This is a genomic window from Candidatus Nanopelagicales bacterium (genome assembly GCA_037045355.1).
Classification (GTDB): domain Bacteria; phylum Actinomycetota; class Actinomycetes; order S36-B12.
This window is the reverse complement of sequence record JBAOHO010000013.1, coordinates 17,616-36,020: the sequence shown is the minus strand read 5'-3', so window position 1 is coordinate 36,020 and position 18,405 is coordinate 17,616. Positions and strand designations below refer to the sequence as shown.

At 67.5% G+C, this 18,405-nt stretch carries 14 protein-coding genes and 1 pseudogene; 8 read left to right on the top strand and 7 right to left on the bottom strand.

Annotated elements, in window-relative coordinates:
* Positions 1 to 236 precede the first annotated feature (236 nt).
* From V9E98_06755 to V9E98_06740, 4 genes are all read left to right on the top strand, one after another.
* A complete protein-coding gene (locus tag V9E98_06755; GenBank protein ID MEI2716679.1) occupies positions 237 to 1,673 on the top strand; it encodes a hypothetical protein in 1,437 nt (478 codons plus the stop codon).
* 10 nt (positions 1,674 to 1,683) lie between these two features.
* The gene (locus V9E98_06750) at positions 1,684 to 3,438 is read left to right on the top strand and encodes a biotin carboxylase N-terminal domain-containing protein (protein MEI2716678.1); all 1,755 of its coding nucleotides are present in this window, start codon (positions 1,684 to 1,686) and stop codon (positions 3,436 to 3,438) included.
* Positions 3,439 to 3,585: 147 nt separating this feature from the next.
* Positions 3,586 to 4,935: a hypothetical protein gene (locus tag V9E98_06745; GenBank protein MEI2716677.1), complete on the top strand. Its 1,350-nt coding sequence runs from the start codon at positions 3,586 to 3,588 to the stop codon at positions 4,933 to 4,935.
* A gap of 90 nt (positions 4,936 to 5,025) precedes the next feature.
* Positions 5,026 to 6,048, top strand: coding sequence for a hypothetical protein (locus tag V9E98_06740; protein ID MEI2716676.1), 1,023 nt, complete (start codon positions 5,026 to 5,028; stop codon positions 6,046 to 6,048).
* Here V9E98_06740 and V9E98_06735 read toward each other — a convergent pair.
* A complete protein-coding gene (locus V9E98_06735; GenBank protein ID MEI2716675.1) occupies positions 6,038 to 7,495 on the bottom strand; it encodes an NAD(P)H-quinone dehydrogenase in 1,458 nt (485 codons plus the stop codon). The genes V9E98_06740 and V9E98_06735 overlap by 11 nt on opposite strands.
* An 85-nt stretch (positions 7,496 to 7,580) precedes the next feature.
* Entirely contained in the window at positions 7,581 to 8,033 is a 453-nt protein-coding gene (locus V9E98_06730; GenBank protein ID MEI2716674.1) for a gamma-glutamylcyclotransferase, read from the bottom strand.
* A 52-nt stretch (positions 8,034 to 8,085) separates the two neighbouring features.
* On the opposite strand from V9E98_06730, the gene V9E98_06725 reads away from it, so the two are divergent.
* The 3 genes from V9E98_06725 (at position 8,086) to V9E98_06715 (ending at position 11,506) form a co-directional block, all read left to right on the top strand.
* Positions 8,086 to 9,222, top strand: coding sequence for an FUSC family protein (locus V9E98_06725; GenBank protein ID MEI2716673.1), 1,137 nt, complete (start codon positions 8,086 to 8,088; stop codon positions 9,220 to 9,222).
* A 158-nt stretch (positions 9,223 to 9,380) separates the two neighbouring features.
* Positions 9,381 to 9,767, top strand: a complete 387-nt coding sequence (locus tag V9E98_06720; protein MEI2716672.1) for a DUF6394 family protein — start codon at positions 9,381 to 9,383, stop codon at positions 9,765 to 9,767.
* Positions 9,764 to 11,506 carry an NAD-binding protein gene (locus V9E98_06715; GenBank protein ID MEI2716671.1) on the top strand — a complete coding sequence of 581 codons (1,743 nt, stop codon included), beginning with the start codon at positions 9,764 to 9,766 and terminating at the stop codon, positions 11,504 to 11,506. The genes V9E98_06720 and V9E98_06715 overlap by 4 nt, the downstream gene beginning before the upstream one ends.
* Before the next feature lie 45 nt (positions 11,507 to 11,551).
* Here the strand turns inward: V9E98_06715 and meaB are convergent, their stop codons facing one another.
* The 3 genes and pseudogenes from meaB to V9E98_06700 all read right to left on the bottom strand — a co-directional run bounded on the left by meaB (position 11,552) and on the right by V9E98_06700 (position 16,495).
* A complete protein-coding gene (meaB, locus tag V9E98_06710; protein ID MEI2716670.1) occupies positions 11,552 to 12,541 on the bottom strand; it encodes a methylmalonyl Co-A mutase-associated GTPase MeaB in 990 nt (329 codons plus the stop codon).
* Positions 12,542 to 14,708, bottom strand: a pseudogene (gene scpA, locus V9E98_06705) (methylmalonyl-CoA mutase). It abuts the gene before it with no gap.
* Positions 14,705 to 16,495, bottom strand: a complete 1,791-nt coding sequence (locus V9E98_06700; GenBank protein ID MEI2716669.1) for a methylmalonyl-CoA mutase family protein — start codon at positions 16,493 to 16,495, stop codon at positions 14,705 to 14,707. Before V9E98_06700 ends, scpA begins: the two are co-directional and overlap by 4 nt.
* A gap of 213 nt (positions 16,496 to 16,708) precedes the next feature.
* On the opposite strand from V9E98_06700, the gene V9E98_06695 reads away from it, so the two are divergent.
* The gene (locus V9E98_06695; protein ID MEI2716668.1) at positions 16,709 to 17,143 is read left to right on the top strand and encodes a hypothetical protein; all 435 of its coding nucleotides are present in this window, start codon (positions 16,709 to 16,711) and stop codon (positions 17,141 to 17,143) included.
* Positions 17,144 to 17,154: 11 nt separating this feature from the next.
* Here V9E98_06695 and V9E98_06690 read toward each other — a convergent pair whose 3' ends face one another.
* Positions 17,155 to 17,973: a hypothetical protein gene (locus tag V9E98_06690; GenBank protein MEI2716667.1), complete on the bottom strand. Its 819-nt coding sequence runs from the start codon at positions 17,971 to 17,973 to the stop codon at positions 17,155 to 17,157.
* A complete protein-coding gene (locus tag V9E98_06685; GenBank protein MEI2716666.1) occupies positions 17,966 to 18,403 on the bottom strand; it encodes a hypothetical protein in 438 nt (145 codons plus the stop codon). The genes V9E98_06690 and V9E98_06685 overlap by 8 nt, the downstream gene beginning before the upstream one ends.
* Positions 18,404 to 18,405: the final 2 nt, after the last annotated feature.

Here is an 18,405-nt window from a genome sequence, read left to right as displayed (position 1 = left end):
TCCGGAAGAGGTTTCCGGAAGAAGTTTCCGGAAGAGATTCCGGAAGAGACCTCGGAAGCGATTCCGGAAAGACCTCGCAGAGACCTGGGAGCCCTGGGAAGACCTGGGAGCCCTGGAAGACCTGGGGAGACCTGGGAAGACCTGGGAAGACCTGGGAAAAAGTGTTGAAAGCCGATCAGTCGACTCCTCTCACCGTCATACGCGGTCACCCCGACCGCCGAGACCAGGAGGAAGAGATGAACCGCACCCTGACAACACTGTCCGCCGGCATTCTCACCGCTGTCGTGCTGCCCTTGGGGGCCGCACCGGCATTGGCGCAGACGCCGCCCGCCCCAACGCCATCGCTGGACAAGATCGCTCCGGCCCCACCCAAGCCGATCGACAAGATCACACCCGCACCTGCTGAGCCGACACCGCCCAAGACCGTGGACACCATCGCCCCGGCGCCCCTGAAGGACTCGGGCAAGAAGTTCGGGACCAGTTCCCAGTCGTGGACCCAGACGTCGTTCACGCAGGTGTTCCGGGCCAATGTGGACACCGTCATCATGCAGGTGAGCGACTCGCCCGCCACCAAAGACTCCTCTGGCCGCTACACGATGGGCGCCGCCCAGCCTGTGGTCGTGTCCGCCCCACAGAACGGTGGCGGCGGGCTGAAGGACCCCAACGCCATGCGGACCTTCACCAAGACCGTGGAAGGCCTCGAGCCGGGCCGGGTCTACCACTACCTGTTCACGATCCCCACGGGCGCCGGGTTCAAGCCGGTGCAGATGATCGGCTCGGTCAGCACACTCCTGCACGGTCAGCACTCGATCAGCAAAGGCCACAGCTGGGTCGACGTGTCGTTCGTGTCCAGCCAGCCCGCCGCGTGGGTGTCCCTCGGCAAGTCCGCGACACCGGCCGGTAACCACCTGACCGGTGCCAACGCGATCATGCTGCACGGCGAGAAGATCAGTGACGGCGACGTGCCCCGCTTCCGGTACATGCACCGGTTCAACTCGTTGACCCCGGGCACCGCATACAACGTCTTGACCGCGGTGGCGGGCAACGGAACCCAGGAATGGGATCAGGAGCTGCTCCCGGCTCCGACGGCACAGCGCCAGGTGACTGTCTCGGTCGAGAAGATCGTGGTGCACGACGACGCGGACCGAGGTCTGCGGGGCAAGGGTGAACTACTGTTCCAGGCCCGCGGCACCACGGCACCGACCAAGAGCGGATCGTGGAGCAACGGCTACGGCGAGACGTCGATCGGTTCGGGTGAGACCAGGACCATCAGCGCCGCTGCCCAGCCGCGGCACCAGTTCACGACCACCGCCAACCAGATTGCGCTGCAGGTCGAGGGCCGCGAAAACGACGCGGTGACCAAGAAGAACCAGCAGTGGTGCGCCTCGCACTATTCCCAGCCAGGCACCAACCACATGGCCCGCTGGGTCCAACGAAGAAGACAGCGGTGCCAACTGCTACCAGTTCTCCTACGGCGAGAACGCGGTGCACCTGCCCACCTCACACCACGCCGGCACCTGGACCGCGTACCGCGAGGTCAAGGTGGCCCGCTCCCCCGACCTGCGGTTCACCGCCACTGTCCGGATCGAGGTGAAGTCCAACTGACGCCACTTCAGCGATGGGGCCGTCCGGATCACCGGGCGGCCCCATCGTCTGTGCGATCCGCTCGGTAGGCTGGGGGCCATGCGCAAGGTACTCATCGCCAACCGTGGCGAGATCGCTGTCCGTGTGGCCCGGGCGTGCAAAGACGCCGGCATCGCTTCCGTCGCCATCTATGCCGACCCCGACCGCGATGCCCTCCACGTCAAGGCGGCCGACGAGGCCTACGCCCTCGGCGGTTCGACGGCTGCGGAGTCCTACCTCCTGATCGACAAGATCATCGCCACCGCCCAAGAGGCCGGTGCCGACGCTGTTCACCCGGGATACGGGTTCTTGTCCGAGAACGCGGATTTCGCCCAGGCAGTCATCGACGCCGGACTCACCTGGATCGGCCCACCCCCGGAGGCGATCCGATCACTGGGGGACAAGGTGTCCGCCCGCCACATCGCCCAACGCGCCGGAGCCCCACAGGTCGAGGGCACCACCGACCCCGTCAAGGACGCCACCGAAGTCGTGGCGTTCGCCCAAGAACACGGCCTGCCGATCGCCATCAAGGCAGCTTTCGGCGGCGGTGGACGTGGGCTCAAGGTTGCCCGCGATCTCGACGAGATCCCGGAGTTGTACGACTCTGCGGTCCGCGAAGCAGTCGCGGCGTTCGGCCGCGGCGAGTGTTTCGTGGAGCGCTACCTCGATCGGCCCCGCCATGTCGAGACCCAGGTTCTGGCTGACCAGCACGGCAACGTGGTTGTCGTGTCCACCCGCGACTGCTCGCTGCAGCGCCGCCACCAGAAACTGGTCGAGGAGGCTCCCGCCCCGTTCCTGACCGACGCCCAGGTCGCTGAGCTGTATCGCGCGTCGAAGGCGATCATCACGGAAGCCGGCTACTACGGCGCCGGTACCTGCGAGTTCCTGGTGGGCGAGGATGGCTCCATCTCGTTCCTCGAGGTCAACACCCGGCTGCAGGTGGAACACCCGGTCAGCGAAGAAGTCGCCGGCATCGACCTGGTCCGCCAACAGTTCCGCATCGCCGACGGAGAGGAACTCGGATTCGACGATCCCCCCCTGCGCGGGCATTCGTTCGAGTTCCGCATCAATGGCGAGGACCCGGGCCGCAACTTCCTGCCTGCCCCCGGCCAGCTCGACGTGTGGGCCCCGCCCAGTGGACCCGGTGTGCGCTGGGACGGCGGATTCGTCCAAGGCGACGTGATCGGCGGCAACTTCGACTCCTTGCTCGGCAAACTCATCGTCACGGGAGCGGACCGCCAGGAAGCGCTGGAGCGGTCCCGCCGAGCCCTTGACGAGTTCGAGGCAGAGGGCATCGCGACCGCACTCACCTTCCATCGAGTGGTCGTGCGCGATCCTGCGTTCGCCCCGGCCGATCCGGACGAGCAGTTCACCATCTACACCCGCTGGATCGAGACCGACTTCGACAACACCATTCCCCCGTACGGCGGTGGCTCCGGCGAACCGGTCGAACCCGAGTCCCGCGACACCGTCGTGGTCGAGGTCGGCGGCAAGCGGCTGGAAGTCTCACTGCCCGCCGGACTCGGCGGAATCGGTACGGCCGGGCCGTCCAAGAAGGCTCCGACGCGCAAGAAGTCCAAGGCGGCTGGGGGTGCGGGCGGCAACTCCGTCACGGCACCGATGCAGGGAACCATCGTCAAGATCGCCGTCGACGAGGGCCAGGAGGTCGAGGAGGGCGAGCTTGTACTGGTCCTCGAGGCCATGAAGATGGAGCAGCCGATCAACGCCCCCAAGTCGGGAACCGTGGCCAATATCGCCGCCGAGGTGGGCGCGACGGTCGCCAACGGGGCCGTTCTCATGGAGATCAACGACTGACCTGGTCCCTGCGGGAGCAGCCGATCATTCGGCGGCCCGTGAGGCGGGTCCGCTCCCTCGGCGTCTGCGCCCCCCGAGGCTCCGCTGGCCCCCGAGGCTCCGCCTGGCCCCCGAGGTTGAGTCGGCCCCCGAGGTTAGTGTGACCTCATGACACCTCGCCGAGTCGCGCTCCTCCTGCTCGTCGCAGTGGCGGCACTGCTGGCTGTTCCCGTCGGCGCCGGGTCCGCCCGGACCTCGCTCGACGCCGTCGCCGCGAGTCTGACCGCCACCCCGGTGTACAACGACACCTCCGCCGAGCGGGCGATGACCAGCGCCGAGACCCAGGCGCTCATCGCCGACGTCCGCGAGACGGGGCTGCCGTACTTCATCGCGGTCCTGCCCGCGTCCACGCTGGACACGCAGTACCCGACCCCCAACGACGTGCTGGCCGCGCTGCCCGACAAGGTGAACCGTCCCGGCATCTACGCCGTCGTCGTGGGCAACGACTTCCGCGCCGGTTCGACCCGCTCCCCAACGGTCACCGACCTCGCCGACGCCGCCATCAAGGAGTACCGCGGGGCGGGAACCTACGCAGTGCTGCAAGGCTTCGTCGCGGCGAGTGCCGAACGGTACGGCGGCACAGTGCCGACATCCTTTTCCGAGGCGAATCCCTCCGGTTTCCCCTGGGTCCTCGCCGTCCTGCTCGGGGCCGGTGTCGCCGGAGGCGGGTTGCTCATCTACCGCAGTAGTCAGAAGAACAAGCAGCGCCGAGCCCGGGAACTGCGCGACGTCACCGGGGTCCTCGAGGAAGACATCACCGAATACGGGGAGCGGCTGACCCAGTTCGATATGAGTGACAGCCGCCTGGACCAGCCGGCCCGCGACCAGCTCGAGGCCGCGTTGGACTCCTATGAGAAGGCCAAGTCCGCGCTGGCCTCCCTGTCCTCACCCGCCGATGCGGGCACGGTGACCACCCATCTGGAAGACGGTCGCTACGCCGTCGCGTGTGTCGCAGCGCAACTCGACGGCGACCCGATGCCGGCTCGCCGACCCCCGTGCTTCATCGATCCCCGCCACGGTCCCAGCACCGAGGATGTGATGTACACGCCGATGGGAGCAGCCGCTCCGCGGGAGATCCCGGCGTGTGTGCGGTGCGCTCAAGCCATCACCGCGGGCCGCGATCCGGCGCCGCGGCAGGTCACCGCATCCGACGGCCGATCGGTGCCCTACTGGCAAGGTGGGCCCCAGTACGCGCCCTACGCGCAGGGCTACTACGACTCGTTCGGCAGCGTCCTGCCCGCCTTGCTGATCGGGACCATGATGGGCTCGATGATGTCCGGCGGTTACGCGTACGGCGCCGAAGGCACGGGATCGTCCGATGGGGGCGGCGACTTCGGAGGGGGCAGTTTCGGCGGGGACTTCGGCGGAGGTTTCGGTGGGGGCGACTTCGGTGGGGGTGACTTCGGCGGCGGGGGCGACTTCGGTGGGGGCGGCGACTTCGGCGGCGGCGGATTCTGACCGAACGGCGCTATCGAACCGGTCTTCTGCTGCCGACAATGTACCCATGAGAACCGAACCCATGAGAACCGAACCCATGAGAACGAACCCATGAGACTCAGTCACGCTGGCATCGCCGCCGTCGGCGCAGTGCTCGCCTGCGGCGCCGCGGCACTGACGCCTGGTTCCGCTCCCGCACCGCTCGCGGCACCCGGGGCTGCCCGGGCGGCTGCGGCAGCTTCTGCGACCGGGAACGTCCCCGGCACCACGTGTCCCACGTTCCCGGCGAACAACTACTGGCGGACACGAGTCGACCGTCTGCCCGTCGCCCGGCGATCCCGGGCATGGCTGCGCACGATCGGCCGCTCCGAGTCCTTGCACCCCGACTTCGGCCCCAGTTACGGCGAACAGTCGGTCCCCTACGGCATCGGTGTCACGGTGGTCGACTCCTCCCACGCGACGGTCGCGGTCCAGTTCGACTACGCCGACGAGAGCGACGACGTGCGCTACCCGCTGGGCCCGGACACGTTCATCGAGGGCGGACGGGAGTCCGACGGAGACCGGCACGCGATCGTGATCGACCGGGACACGTGCCGGCTCTACGAAACCTGGGACACACACTCGTCGGGCGGCACCTGGACGGCGGGGTCGGGCGCAACGTGGGATCTGCGTTCGAACGCCCTGCGGCCCCGCGGTTGGACCTCGGCCGACGCAGCGGGATTGCCGATCCTTCCCGGGTTGCTGACCTACGACGAGGTCGCGGCCGGCAAGGTGTTCCACGCGATCAGATTCACCGCACCGACCACGAGCCGGCGCTACTTATGGCCGGCTCGACATCAAGCGGGCGCCACTGCGGATCCCTCCTACCCGCCCATGGGGGCGCGGTTCCGACTCAAGCGATCATTCGACATCTCCGGTTACTCGCCGCAGGCCCAAGTCGTACTTCAGGGCATGCGGCGCTACGGAATGGTGCTCGCCGACAATGGTGGTGCGTGGTACTTCCAGGGCACGGCCGACGATCGCTGGCCCGAGGACCTCATCGACCAGCTGAAGCAGGTACCCGCGGGCGCCTTCGAGGCTGTCGACACCCGGCGGCTGATGGTGAGTCCGGACTCCGCCGCCGTCAATCGGTGACGTGCAGCTGCCGGGCCGCTTCGGCGATCGAACCCGAGAGCGACGGATAGACGGTGAACGTGCCCGCCACCTGATCGACGGTCAACCGCTGGTCGACCGCCATGGTCACCGCATGGATCAGCTCACTCGCCTTCGGCGCCACCACGACACCGCCGACGACGATCCGAGTGCCCCGCCGGCAGAACAACTTCACGAACCCGTCGTCGAACCCCTGCATCTTGGCGCGTGCGTTGGTCTGCAACCCGAGGGTGACCGCATCCGCATTGATGACTCCGGCATCGACGTCGGCTTGCGAGTAGCCGACAGTCGCGATCTCCGGCTCCGTGAACACATTGCTCGACACCATGCGCAGATCCAACGGATGAACCGCCTGACCCATCGTGTGCCACATGGCGATGCGGCCCTGCATCGCGGCGGTCGAGGCGAGCATCATCACTCCGGTGCAGTCACCGGCTGCGTAGACACCTCGCGCGGATGTCCGCGAGACCCTGTCGACGGTGATGAACCCGCGGTCATCCGTGATCACGCCCGCCTCGGCCAACCCCATTCCGTCGGTGTTGGGCACCGAGCCGACAGCCAGCAGGCAATGCGACCCGGACACCACTGATCCGTCGGAGAGGAACACCTCGACCCGGTCACCGGTCCGCACGGCACGCTGCGCCCGGCTCCTTGCCCGGACCTCGACTCCGCGGCGACGGAAAGCCCGCTCCAGCACCGCAGCCGCGTCAGCGTCTTCTGCGGGCAGGACCCGGTCTCGAGACGACACGAGCACGACGTCGCTGCCCATCGCCCGGTAGGCGGAGGCGAACTCCGCCCCGGTGACCCCGGAGCCCACCACGATCAACCGCTCGGGGAGTTCACCCAAGTTGTACAACTGCTCCCAGTTCAGGATCCGCTCGCCATCGACGTCCGTGCCGGGAAGTTCGCGCGGTCGAGCCCCCGTGGCGATCAGGACGACGTCCGCATCGATCTGGGTGAGTCCATGATCGGAGGTGACCTCGATCCGATCCGGTGCGAGCAGACGACCAGTACCGCGTTGGACGGCGATCCCCGCCGCGATGAGCGTGGCGCGAGTGTCGACGGACTGTTGGCGGGCCAACTCCCGGATCCGGGCGTTGACCTCGTCGAGCCGCACCGACAACAGATCGGGGCGAGCCGGCTCACCGTGGATCGTCACTCCTAGGTTGTGCGACTCACCCGCCATGGTGAGAATCTCGGAGGTCGCGATGAGCGCCTTGCTCGGCACACAGTCGGTGAGGACGGCCGAACCCCCGATGCCGTGGCGCTCGATGACGGTGACCTCCGCCCCGTTCTGCGCCGCCACCAGGGCCGCCTCGTATCCGCCGGGTCCGCCACCGATGATCACCACTGCTGTCACATGGGGCATTCTGCCGCGCTGCGAGTCCATCCGAAGCAGCGACGGTGACTCTGCCTTCTCACCAGTCATGGCGTCGGCACTGCGACCAGAGTGCGCATTGCTCTCGCCCTCGCTCTCGCCCTCGCCCTCGGACGGTGGTCACCCCCGTCGAATGTCAGTCGGCGATCGAACGGCACGGATGTCGGCGCAGGGCCGTGACGTAGTCCGCGGGTGCGCCGCCGGCCTCGGCCGCGTCTGCGATCAGCCCCAAGTAGTGCGCCGACGGCAGGCCACCTTCGAAAGCGTCGAGCACGTACACCCACGCCAACGGTGACCCGTTCAACGTGGCGACACGGACCCGGATCTTGCGCCACAGGCCCAGGTCGGTCCCTTCCCATCGGTCCAGGGAACGCTCATCGGCGGCGTTGAGGTCGTACAACATCACGAAGACCTGCGAGTCGGGGTCCTCGACCACGGTGGCCAACGCACCGTCCCAGCCCAGGTCCCCGCCACCGAAGGTCAGCCGCCACCCCGACAGCCAGCCGGTTCCCCGGGGCGGCGAGTGTGGAGCTATGGCCGACAGCCGCGAGGGGTCCAGGCTCGTGGCGTAGGCGGCGTACAAAGTCACGCCCGCAGAGTACTCGCGACGCCCGACTGTTCGGACTGGCACCATGGCGAACGTGACAGCATCCGACTCCCCGCCCCCGCCACCGACTGGGCCAGCGCACGCCGATAGGACCGAACGACCCGGTGGGGCCGAAGGACCGGATGCCAAGAAGCCCGCTCCCGGTTCGAAAGCGGTGATCCACCGCCTGATCCAAAGTGTCGTCTTCGTGTTGATCCTGGCCCTGCCCGGCATCATCGCGGGCGTGGTCTGGTCGTCCGAGGCGGCCGCACCTCTGTTGCTGGGTGCGATCGTTGGGGCCGTCGCCGCGATGTCCGCGGGGCAGAAGATCGCCCTGTTCCAGTCTTTCCTGCTGCTGCTCGCCGCTCCCGTGGCGATCGTGGCCGGTGAGGTTCCCATCGCCGGGGCCGCCATCATGGCGCTGCTGTGCCTGGGCGCGGGGATGACCGCCCTGTGGGGCATGCACACGTCCTTCACGATGATCCCGCTGGTGCTGGCTTACCCGCTGATCCATCCCCCCCATCTGGGTGAAATCCCGATCGATCGCACGAGCACGGCGTATGTCGGCGTGTTGAGCCTGCTGCTGTTCGGCGGCGCTCTGTGGATGGCGCTCGTCGTGCCGATCCTGGCGAAGCATCGCCGACTCCTGGCACTGCAACCAGCGTCCCGGGCGGATGCCCTGACCTACACGATCGTGATCACGGTGCTGTGTTCCGCCAATACCTTCGCCGTTCTCGTCGTGCGCCCCAGCTCCCAGGGAGCCTGGCTCATCCTCACGCTGATCGCCGTCACCCAACTCGGTCCACTGTTGTCGCTGCGGAGATCCGTGTACCGAGTCGTCGGCACCGTACTCGGTGCACTGATCGCCGCGGGAATCGGCGCCGCCGTTCCCGATCACGGACTGCAGATCCTGCTCGCGCTGCTGACCCTCACGATCGCCCTGTTCATGCGATCAGGCGGCAACTACTGGATCTACGTCACGTTCCTCACTCCCACTGTCGTCCTTCTGTCCTCGACCGGAGACGTCACCGCCACCAGCGAGTACCGGCTCATGTACACGCTGATCGCCGTCAGCCAGGTGCTGCTCGCCAGCGCCATCGTGTTCGGCTACCAGCATCTGCGCTCCACCGGGCGGGCCCAACCGCGGCCACTCACGCCTGAGCCGCTGGCAGCCGCCCCTGCTGCCGAGTGACACGATTCCGAACACCCGCGCGATCGAACTGGCTACGCTCGAGGTTGCACGAGCTCGAACCGACGCGCTCGCCTGAGTTCGGACCGAGGCGCTCGCATGAGATCGGACTGAGGCGCTCGCATGAGCTCGAAACTGAAGCGTGAGCATGGGGAGGTGGCATGAACCTCGAGAAGGTCGTCTTCGGCTTCTTCGTGCTGCTGGCCGCCACCTTGAACTTCGGGTTCTTCGTCGGTGACATCGACCGACCTGAGTTGCACAACATCTACGAGTTGATGGCCGCGGTGATCATCAACTTGATCGTGACCGTGCTGAAGTTCGGCGACCGCACCCAGATGGGAGCAATCCACCTCGCGACCAGCCTGGTCGCCAGCCTGCAGTTGGTCGCCGCGGCTGCGCTGTGGTCCTACTTCAACAACGTCACCGACGGCGGCATCACCGGCCCCGACATGGCCAGCGTCGTGTCGCTGTCAGCGGGCGCCCTGTTCGCGAACATCGTGTCGGTCGTCCTGCTCGTGATCGAAACCGCGTCGTTCCGCCGCACGTGATCGTCTCCGAACCGACCCCCTCGAACCTGCCGTCGCAGGACAACGGCCCATCGTCCACGGCGATCTTCCTGGTCCTGCGCAAGATGCGCGCCCCACTGCTCGTGCTGATCGTCACGTTCGCCGTGTCGGTGTTCGGGCTCACCCTGATCCCCGGTCAGGACGTCGACGGCAAGCCTTGGCGCATGGACATCTTCGATGCCTTCTACTTCATGAGCTACACGGCCTCCACCATCGGCTATGGCGAGATCCCCCATCCGTTCAGCACCGGGCAGCGGATGTGGGTCACGATCTGCATCTACCTGACGGTCATCGCGTGGGCATACGCGATCGGCACCGTCTTCTCCTTGTTGGGTGACACGGGTTTCAAGACCGCGGTGAGCACCCAGCGTTTCTCCCGCTCCGTACGACTGCTGCGCGAACCGTTCCTGCTCCTCGTCGGCTTCGGCCAGGCGGGGGAACTGCTGGCTCGGTCTCTCGATGACATGGACCGTCGGCTGGTGGTGTTGGACATCGACCAGACCCGTATCGACTCCCTCGAACTCGCGTCATTCCACAATGACGTCCCGGGGCATGTCGGCGACGCCCGCAACCCCGAGGAACTGATCCGCGCCGGCTTGAATCACCCGAAGTGCGCCGGAGTCATCGCGTTGACCAGCGACGACGAGGCCAACCTGGCGGTCGTCATGGCAGCCGCCCTGCTGCGCCCGGATCTCCCGGTCGTCGCCCGCACGATGGACGACCTCATCGCCGAACGCATGCTCGACTTCGGCGAGCCCCAGATCGTCGACCCGTTCAACCTGTTCGGTGACGAACTCATGCTCGCGGTGACCGCTCCCGACACTGCCCGCCTGGCCACGTGGCTGACTTCCGATCCCGGGACTGTCCTGCCCGAAGACCCGGAGTTGCCGCGCGCTGGACGTTGGGTGGTGTGCGGCTACGGTCGGTTCGGTTCACGGCTGGTCCATGACCTGCTCAGGCACGGTATCGAGGTCACGGTCATCGAGACCACGGACACGGCGACCGGTGGTGCCGCTCGGATTCTGGGCGACGCGACCGAACCCGAGGTCCTGCAACGCGCGGATCTCACCCACGCCGCAGCGTTCACCGCGGCCACGGACAACGACACCACGAACCTGTCGCTGATCGTCGCTGCCCGGCGGGCCAATCCGGATCTGTACCTGGTGGCCCGGCAGAACCAGCCCGTCAACGCTCCACTGTTCGACTCCGTGGCCATCGACTCGGTGCTGGTGCCGACCCGACTCATCGCCCACGAGGTCCTGGCCCGGATCGGTGACCCCATGTTGTGGCGGTTCCTCCAAGAGGCACGGACCCACTCTGATGAATGGTCCGCAGACCTGCTCGAGCGTATGCAGACGTCGTGTGGTCGGCACCGTCCGGGACTGTACGAACCGGTGCTCACCGGGGCGGACAATCCTGCGTTGCGGTCGTGGCTCGACAGCGGTCACGCGCATCTCGGGGAACTGCTGCGTGATCCGCAGGACCGCACCCTGCCACTGGAATGCACGGCACTGTTGCTGCGCCGTGGCGACGACGTCGTTCCCGCGCCGGGGGACGACGAGGTACTGGCTGCAGGCGATCAACTCCTGCTCGCCTGCAGCGTGACCGGGCGCCGCAAACTCGACACCATCCTGGGTGTTCCGCAGGTGCTGGAGTACGTGGCCAGTGGCGAACGCATCGGCAATAGCTGGGTGTGGCGGGCGCTGAGCCGCCGCCGGTGACGAGTACCGCGAAGGTCAGCCGCCGCCGAGAGGACCGCGGTCCGGTCAGGTGAGTCCGGCGAGGGCGAGCAGGGTGTGGGCCGCCTCACCAGGCGCCACTTGCCCCGCCGACACCTGCGCCGTGATGGCGTCGAGTTCCGCCAGGACCGCGGGATGTGTCCGCACCCGGGTCATGAGTTGGTCCGCCAGGGTGTCCCACATCCAGGTGACCCGCTGTTCGGCGCGCAGTTCTTCGAGCCGACCGGACTTCGCCAGCCAGGCGCGGTGCTGGGTGATCGCGTCCCACACCTCGGGCACCCCGGCCCCGGTGAGCGCAGAGCAGGTCAGCACCGGAATCCGCCAGGCGTCCTGGTCCGCTCCTGCGACCAGGTGCAAAGCACCGGACAGTTCTCGGGCAGCTTGCCGCGCCTCGACCGCGTGCTCGCCGTCGGCTTTGTTCACGGCAATGACGTCGGCGAGTTCGAGGATCCCCTTCTTGATGCCTTGGAGCTGATCGCCGGTGCGAGCCAGCGCCAGGAGCAGGAACGTGTCGACCATGCCGGAGACAGCGACCTCGGACTGACCAACACCGACGGTCTCCACGATGACCACGTCGTAGCCCGCGGCCTCGAGCACGACCATCGCTTCCCGCGTGGAGCGGGCCACACCGCCCAGCGTGCCGGCGCTGGGTGAGGGTCTGATGAACGCGGCCTCGTCGTTCGCCAGGCGTTCCATGCGGGTCTTGTCCCCCAGGACACTGCCATGGGTCCGAGTGCTGGACGGGTCGACCGCCAGCACGGCGACCCGGTGCCCGGCCGCGGTGAGCATCGACCCGAACTCGTCGATGAATGTCGACTTGCCGACCCCGGGCACACCCGTGATCCCGAGCCGGGTCGCGGTGGCGGGGGTCGCCTGAAGCTCGGCAAGCAGCCGGGCGGCGGCCGCGCGATGATCCGGTCGGGTCGACTCGACGACGGTGATCGCCCGAGCGATCGTGGCACGCTCGCCCCGGCGTACTCCCGCAGCCAGCGCCTCTGCGTCGGGGGGTGGCACCACTCAGGCGACCTGCCGGTCGATGTCGGACAGCAACTCCAGCGCCGCCTCGGCGATGACGGTACCCGGCGGGAAGATGGCAGCCGCCCCGGCAGCGCGCAGAGCCTCGAAGTCGTCGGGCGGGATGACCCCACCCACCACGATGAGGATGTCCGGCCGGCCTTGGCTGTCCAGCGTCGAACGCAGTGCGGGGACCAGCGTCAAATGGCCCGCGGCCAGCGACGACACCCCGACGACGTGCACGTCGGACTCGATCGCCTGACGGGCGACCTCATCGGGTGTGGCGAACAGCGGACCCACGTCGACGTCGAACCCCAGGTCAGCGAAGGCGGTGGCGATCACTTTCTGACCCCGGTCGTGGCCGTCCTGGCCGACCTTGGCCACCAGGATCCGCGGCCGGCGGCCATGTTCGGTCGCGAACCGGTCCGTGGCGGCGCGCGCCTCGTCGATGTTGGTCACCTCGCCCGCCTCCTGGGTGTACACGCCCGAGATGGTGCGGATGGTGGCCTTGTGTCGGCCGAACACCTTCTCGACGGCTTCTGAGATCTCTCCGACGGTGGCCCGAGCGCGAGCGGCATCGACCGACAGCGCCAGCAGGTTCTGGTCCAGACCCGGCCCGCGCGTGCCGTCGGCGATCGCCTGCGCAGCGGCCGTGAGGGCGGCCAGGGCCGACTCGACGGCAGCGTCATCCCGCTCGGCGCGCAGCCGCTCCAGTTTGGCGATCTGCTCGCGGCGGACCGCCGTGTTGTCGACCCGTAGCACCTGTACCGGCGGGTCGTCGGCCGGCCGGTAACGGTTGACGCCGATCAGCGCCTGGTGTCCGGAGTCGATGCGCGCCTGGGTGCGGGCGGCGGCTTCCTCGATGCGCATCTTGGGCAGGCCCTCGTCGATGGCGCGCGCCATGCCGCCGGCGGCTTCGACCTCGTCGATGTGCTGCAGCGCCCGCACGGCCAGGTCGTGGGTGAGTCGTTCGACGTAGTACGAGCCGCCCCACGGGTCGATGACCCGGGTGGTGCCGGATTCCTGCTGGAGCAGCAGCTGGGTGTTGCGCGCGATCCGGGCGGAGAAGTCCGTCGGGAGCGCGAGCGCCTCGTCGAGTGCGTTGGTGTGCAGCGACTGGGTGTGTCCTTGGGTGGCGGCCATCGCCTCGATGGTCGTGCGCATGACGTTGTTGTAGACGTCCTGCGCCGTGAGTGACCAGCCAGACGTCTGGCAGTGGGTACGCAGCGACATCGACTTGTCCTTCTGCGGGTCGAACTGGCGCACCAGTCGGCTCCACAGCAGCCGGGCGGCGCGCATCTTGGCGACCTCCATGAAGAAGTTCATGCCGATGGCCCAGAAGAACGACAACCGCGGGGCGAACGCGTCGATGCCGAGTCCGGCGTCCAGGCCGGCGCGAATGTACTCGACCCCGTCGGCCAGCGTGTACGCGAGTTCGAGATCGGCCGTGGCCCCGGCTTCCTGCATGTGGTAGCCGGAGATCGAGATGGAGTTGAACCGCGGCATGCGCGCCGAGGTGTAGGCGAAGATGTCCGAGATGATCCGCATGCTCGGTCCGGGCGGATAGATGTAGGTGTTGCGGACCATGAACTCCTTGAGGATGTCGTTCTGGATCGTGCCCGCGAGCTTCTCCGGCGGCACACCCTGTTCCTCGGCGGCGATGATGTACAGCGCCATGACCGGCAGCACCGCGCCGTTCATGGTCATGGACACGCTCATCCGGTCCAGCGGGATGCCGTCGAACAGTTGCTGCATGTCCAGGATCGAGTCGATGGCCACACCGGCCATACCGACGTCGCCGGTGACCCTGCGGATGGTCGCTGTCGTAGCCGCGGTGGGTGGCCAGGTCGAATGCGACCGACAGCCCCTTCTGGCCGGCGGCGAGGTTGCGCCGGTAGAAAGCGTTGGAGTCCTCGGCGGTGGAGAAACCCGCGTACTGCCGGATGGTCCACGGCTGCGTGACGTACATCGTGGGATACGGGCCACGCAGGAACGGCGGGACCCCGGGGTAGGTGTCGAGGAAGTCCAGACCATCGGTGTCGGCCGCGGTGTAGAGGTCCTTGATGTCGATGCCTTCGGGGGTGGTGCGGGTCTCGCCACCCCGGGCGCCGGTCGGGGGCGGCACCTGCTGGCTACCCCACAGGTCGGTGTCGGTCAACGGGGGGATCATGCGGGCACCTCCAGGTCGAGGGTGTCGGTGAGTACGGCCAGCGCATCGCACCCGACGTAGATGTGGCCGACGACGCCGGCGGCCTCATCCCGTTCGGCCCGGGCTCCGGGTTTGCCTGCCACGAGCAGTCGGCGCACTCCGGCAGCGCCGGCCGCGGAGGCGACTTGCTCGATGTGTTGGTCGTAATCTTCGTCGGTGCCGCACACGCAAGCGGCGGCAACACCATCTGGGAGTTCCAGCGACACGTCCGGATCGAAGGCGACCGACACGGTGCTGATGCCACCAGCGGCGAAGAGGTTCGTGGCGAACGTCTCGCGCGCCGCGTGCCGGGCCAGGGGCCCGAGGGTGATCAGCGCGATCACGGGTTCCGTCGCGGCGACGTCGGCTCGGTCCCGCAGCGCCTCGAAAGCTTCGGCGACGCGGTGCTGCGGCAGGCCGCCGCCGGGTCGCCGCCAGCCTTGGGCCGGGGTGTCGCGGCGCTCGCGGTCGGGGAACTCGCTCACCCCGGTGATCGGGGCTCTGCGTGCTGCGACGCGTTCACTGGTGCGGTTCCAGGTGCGTTCGATCCGGGCGGCGAGGGCGCCGGAGTCCAGCGCGGCGGTCATGCCACCGGCCGCCTCGATCTCGCGCAGGACGGCCCAGCCGGCGTCGGCGAGTTGTCGGGTGCGGTTCTCGACGTAGTAGCTGCCGCCGGCGGGGTCGGCGACGAAACCGACGTGTGACTCCTGCAGCAGCAACAGCTGGGTGTTGCGGGCCATGCGGAGCGCGAACGTGTCGGCCGGTTCAAGGGCGAACGTGTGGGGCTCGACGGTGACGGATGCCGCCGCTCCGACTCCCGCAGCGAACCCGGCGACGCAGTTGCGGATCAGGTTCACCCACGGGTCGCGGGAGGTCAGCATCGCGATGGAGGTGGTGGCGTGCTGCAGCTGTCCGGTGTCGGAGCCGGCGCCGGCGACATCGAGAACCCGGGCCCACATGATGCGCGCGGCGCGGAGTTTGGCGATGGAGGCGAACTGATCGTCGGTGACGACGATGCGGAACTCAAGCAGCCCGGCGGCCGTGGCCACGTCCATCCCGGCATCGGTGAGCAGTCGCAGCGTGGCGAGTCCGGCGGCTGTGACGGCGCCGAGTTCCTCGCCGAAGGAGGCACCGGCGTCGTGATAGACCGACCCGTCGATAGTGAACGCCTTGATGCCTGCCGCCTGGGCCTCCCCCGCCAGGGCCACGGTGTCGTCGACGTCGGGTGCGCGCCCGGTGGCGGCCAGAATGCCTAACGGATCGAGGCCGAGTGACGATGCCGGGTTCAGCGGCCCTTCGCTCGCCAGGAGGGTTCGGGCCAGCCGGGCGCCTGGTTCGAAGTCCTCGACGATCACAGGGGTGTCAGCGAGGTCGACCGCAGCGAGAACTTCCGCGACGGTGTCGGGGTCGCCGCCGGTCAGCCACACGCTGGTGACGCCGTTGGCCAGGTCGTCCGTGACAGCAGCGGGAGTGTCGGCCACCGTGATGTGGCGCTGGCGGATGTCCCAGTCCATGCCCGCTGCAGGCGCTGCGCCGCGGACGAAGTCCGGGGAACCTGGGTCGGCCGGGATGGGGAGATCGGCGACATCGTCCGGCGTGTACAGCGCCGACACGGTGTAGTCGTCATCGGTGGTTGTGGCGAGCAGACGCTCGGCGTCGTCGGGGCTGACCTCACCACGGGAGCGCGCGAGGGCCGCCGCCACCAGGGCCCGCCATGCCGCGCGATCGACTGGGGCGAAGCCCTGCGCCAGAGGGGTGGATTCCGTCATGGTCCCAGCGTAGTCAGCGGGACCGGCCATCGGACAGGCGACCGAGGACGGCGACAGATCAGGGCGTTCCACCTTCACAGAACGGCACTTCGTGCGACGTTCGACTGGCAACGACGGTCAGTGGGTGACATTCGCCTGACGCGCGGGGACAATAGCCGCGACGGCCGGAGCCGATAGAAGCCGCGACGGCCGGAGCAGATGGAGGTGGTGCCCATGGCACGCTCCACTGGCCGCCGCATGGCTGCGCTGGGCTTCCTCCTCGGAGTGGGTATCGCCGGGATCGGTGTGGCCAGTGCTGCCACCCTCGGAGGACTCAACTCAGACAAACTCGGTGCCGGGACCACCGTGGTCGCCGTGTGCGACGACACGATCGACGTCTCCTGGGCCGATGGAAGCAGCAGTCCAGTGTTCAGCGGAAATGCGACCCCGGCGAACTCGACCTTCAACGTGTCGACGATCAAGATCACCAATGTCAGCACCGACTGCGAGGGCTTGAATCTCAAAGTCACGGCCGCCAACTCCGCCAATACCTCTCTGGCCAACGCCAACACGACGGTCGCACTGTCAGGCGGTAGCCAGACCATCACCCTGTCGAGCGCGGTGAACAGCAAGAACATCGCAAGCGTTGCGCTGACGATCTACGAGTAGGCCGACGGGTCCTACCCGAAGGCGGTAGTCGGTGTCTGGTTGGTCGTCGCATTGAGCGTGTACCGCGTCGTGCTCAGGTCGTAGGACACCAGACCGGCATAGGTGCCACTGGCATCGGAGTAGGTACAGGTCGCCGTTACCGGGCTCACCGGGGCGCCTGTCACGGTCACCGACGCCGTGCTCGTCCCGGGGTTGTACGAGAAGTTGGTATCGATCGTGTCCCCGGCAAGATTCCCGAGGTTCAGGTCATCACTGCCGCATTGTGATCCGCTGCCCACATCGATCAGCTGCACGCGATAGGTAGTACCCGTGTCGTGGTAGATGCGCGCGGCAATACCGGTACTCGTGCCGGTGCTATTGGTCCCCAGGACATAGCCGATGTCGGTCGACGTACTGAAGTTGGTCGACCGATTCCTCAGCGAGGACCGGTGCGCTACCCACGGGATGAGTGCGTAACTGGTGGCGGCCGGGCCGGAATTCCGGGCGACGAAGTTGCCGGCGGGTGCGATCCAGGCACCGGTCACATTGCTGCCGCTGCGCACCGTATTCCAAGTGGGCCCCGCGTTGTTCACATATCCACCACCGGTGTTGTAGTCCGTGACGTCGTTGTCCAAATCGTTGCCTGCACCCAACGCATTTGACCGGACCGAAGCGACCGGCAAGATCGTGTTCGACTCGACCTTCAAGGTGTTGGCAACGGTCAAGGTGCCCAACGACGCTGCGGAACCCCTCGTCGGCAACCAACCCAACACCAGAGCGCCGACTGTGACGGCCCCCAAGAACCCGACTCCGATTCCCAGCCACAAGGTGCGTCCCAACGTGTCACCCACGGATGATCACCACGATCCGGGCTTGACTGTTGGTGTTGTTCAGGTCTTGGATCTGGGCCCCTGACCCTGACGTGTAGGTCACTGTGGTGCTTGAGTCGCCATCAAGCGTTCCGGTCCGGACGCCGTCCGTCAGCGCCGCGCCGTCCGTCACATTGTCGACAACGGTCACCCGATAGGCCCGCGACTGGCAGGCCACTGGGATACTGCTCACGATCACCGAGGAGATTTCGTACCTGTCACCTGCGGTGCGGTAGGCCGTACGCAGTGAGCCGATGCTGTCCAAAGTGGCGTCGCACCCACCCAGGGCAACACTGCTGGTGCCGATCCGGGCTCCGTCCCAGTTGGTCGGCGCGGCGGCGTAAGCAACAGCGGCCACGGTCAGGCAGCCCGCGGCCGCACCTGCCAGTAACCCCAGTACTCCAGCGCGCATCG

Excerpts from the sequence above, each read along its gene's own strand:
- V9E98_06755 (MEI2716679.1), top strand. The coding sequence starts at position 237 with ATGAACCGCACCCTGACAACACTGTCCGCCGGCATTCTCACCGCTGTC.
- V9E98_06750 (MEI2716678.1), top strand. The coding sequence starts at position 1,684 with ATGCGCAAGGTACTCATCGCCAACCGTGGCGAGATCGCTGTCCGTGTG.
- V9E98_06745 (MEI2716677.1), top strand. The coding sequence starts at position 3,586 with ATGACACCTCGCCGAGTCGCGCTCCTCCTGCTCGTCGCAGTGGCGGCA.
- V9E98_06740 (MEI2716676.1), top strand. The coding sequence starts at position 5,026 with ATGAGACTCAGTCACGCTGGCATCGCCGCCGTCGGCGCAGTGCTCGCC.
- V9E98_06735 (MEI2716675.1), bottom strand. The coding sequence starts at position 7,495 with ATGACTGGTGAGAAGGCAGAGTCACCGTCGCTGCTTCGGATGGACTCG.
- V9E98_06720 (MEI2716672.1), top strand. The coding sequence starts at position 9,381 with ATGAACCTCGAGAAGGTCGTCTTCGGCTTCTTCGTGCTGCTGGCCGCC.
- V9E98_06700 (MEI2716669.1), bottom strand. The coding sequence starts at position 16,495 with ATGACGGAATCCACCCCTCTGGCGCAGGGCTTCGCCCCAGTCGATCGC.
- V9E98_06695 (MEI2716668.1), top strand. The coding sequence starts at position 16,709 with ATGGCACGCTCCACTGGCCGCCGCATGGCTGCGCTGGGCTTCCTCCTC.
- V9E98_06685 (MEI2716666.1), bottom strand. The coding sequence starts at position 18,403 with ATGCGCGCTGGAGTACTGGGGTTACTGGCAGGTGCGGCCGCGGGCTGC.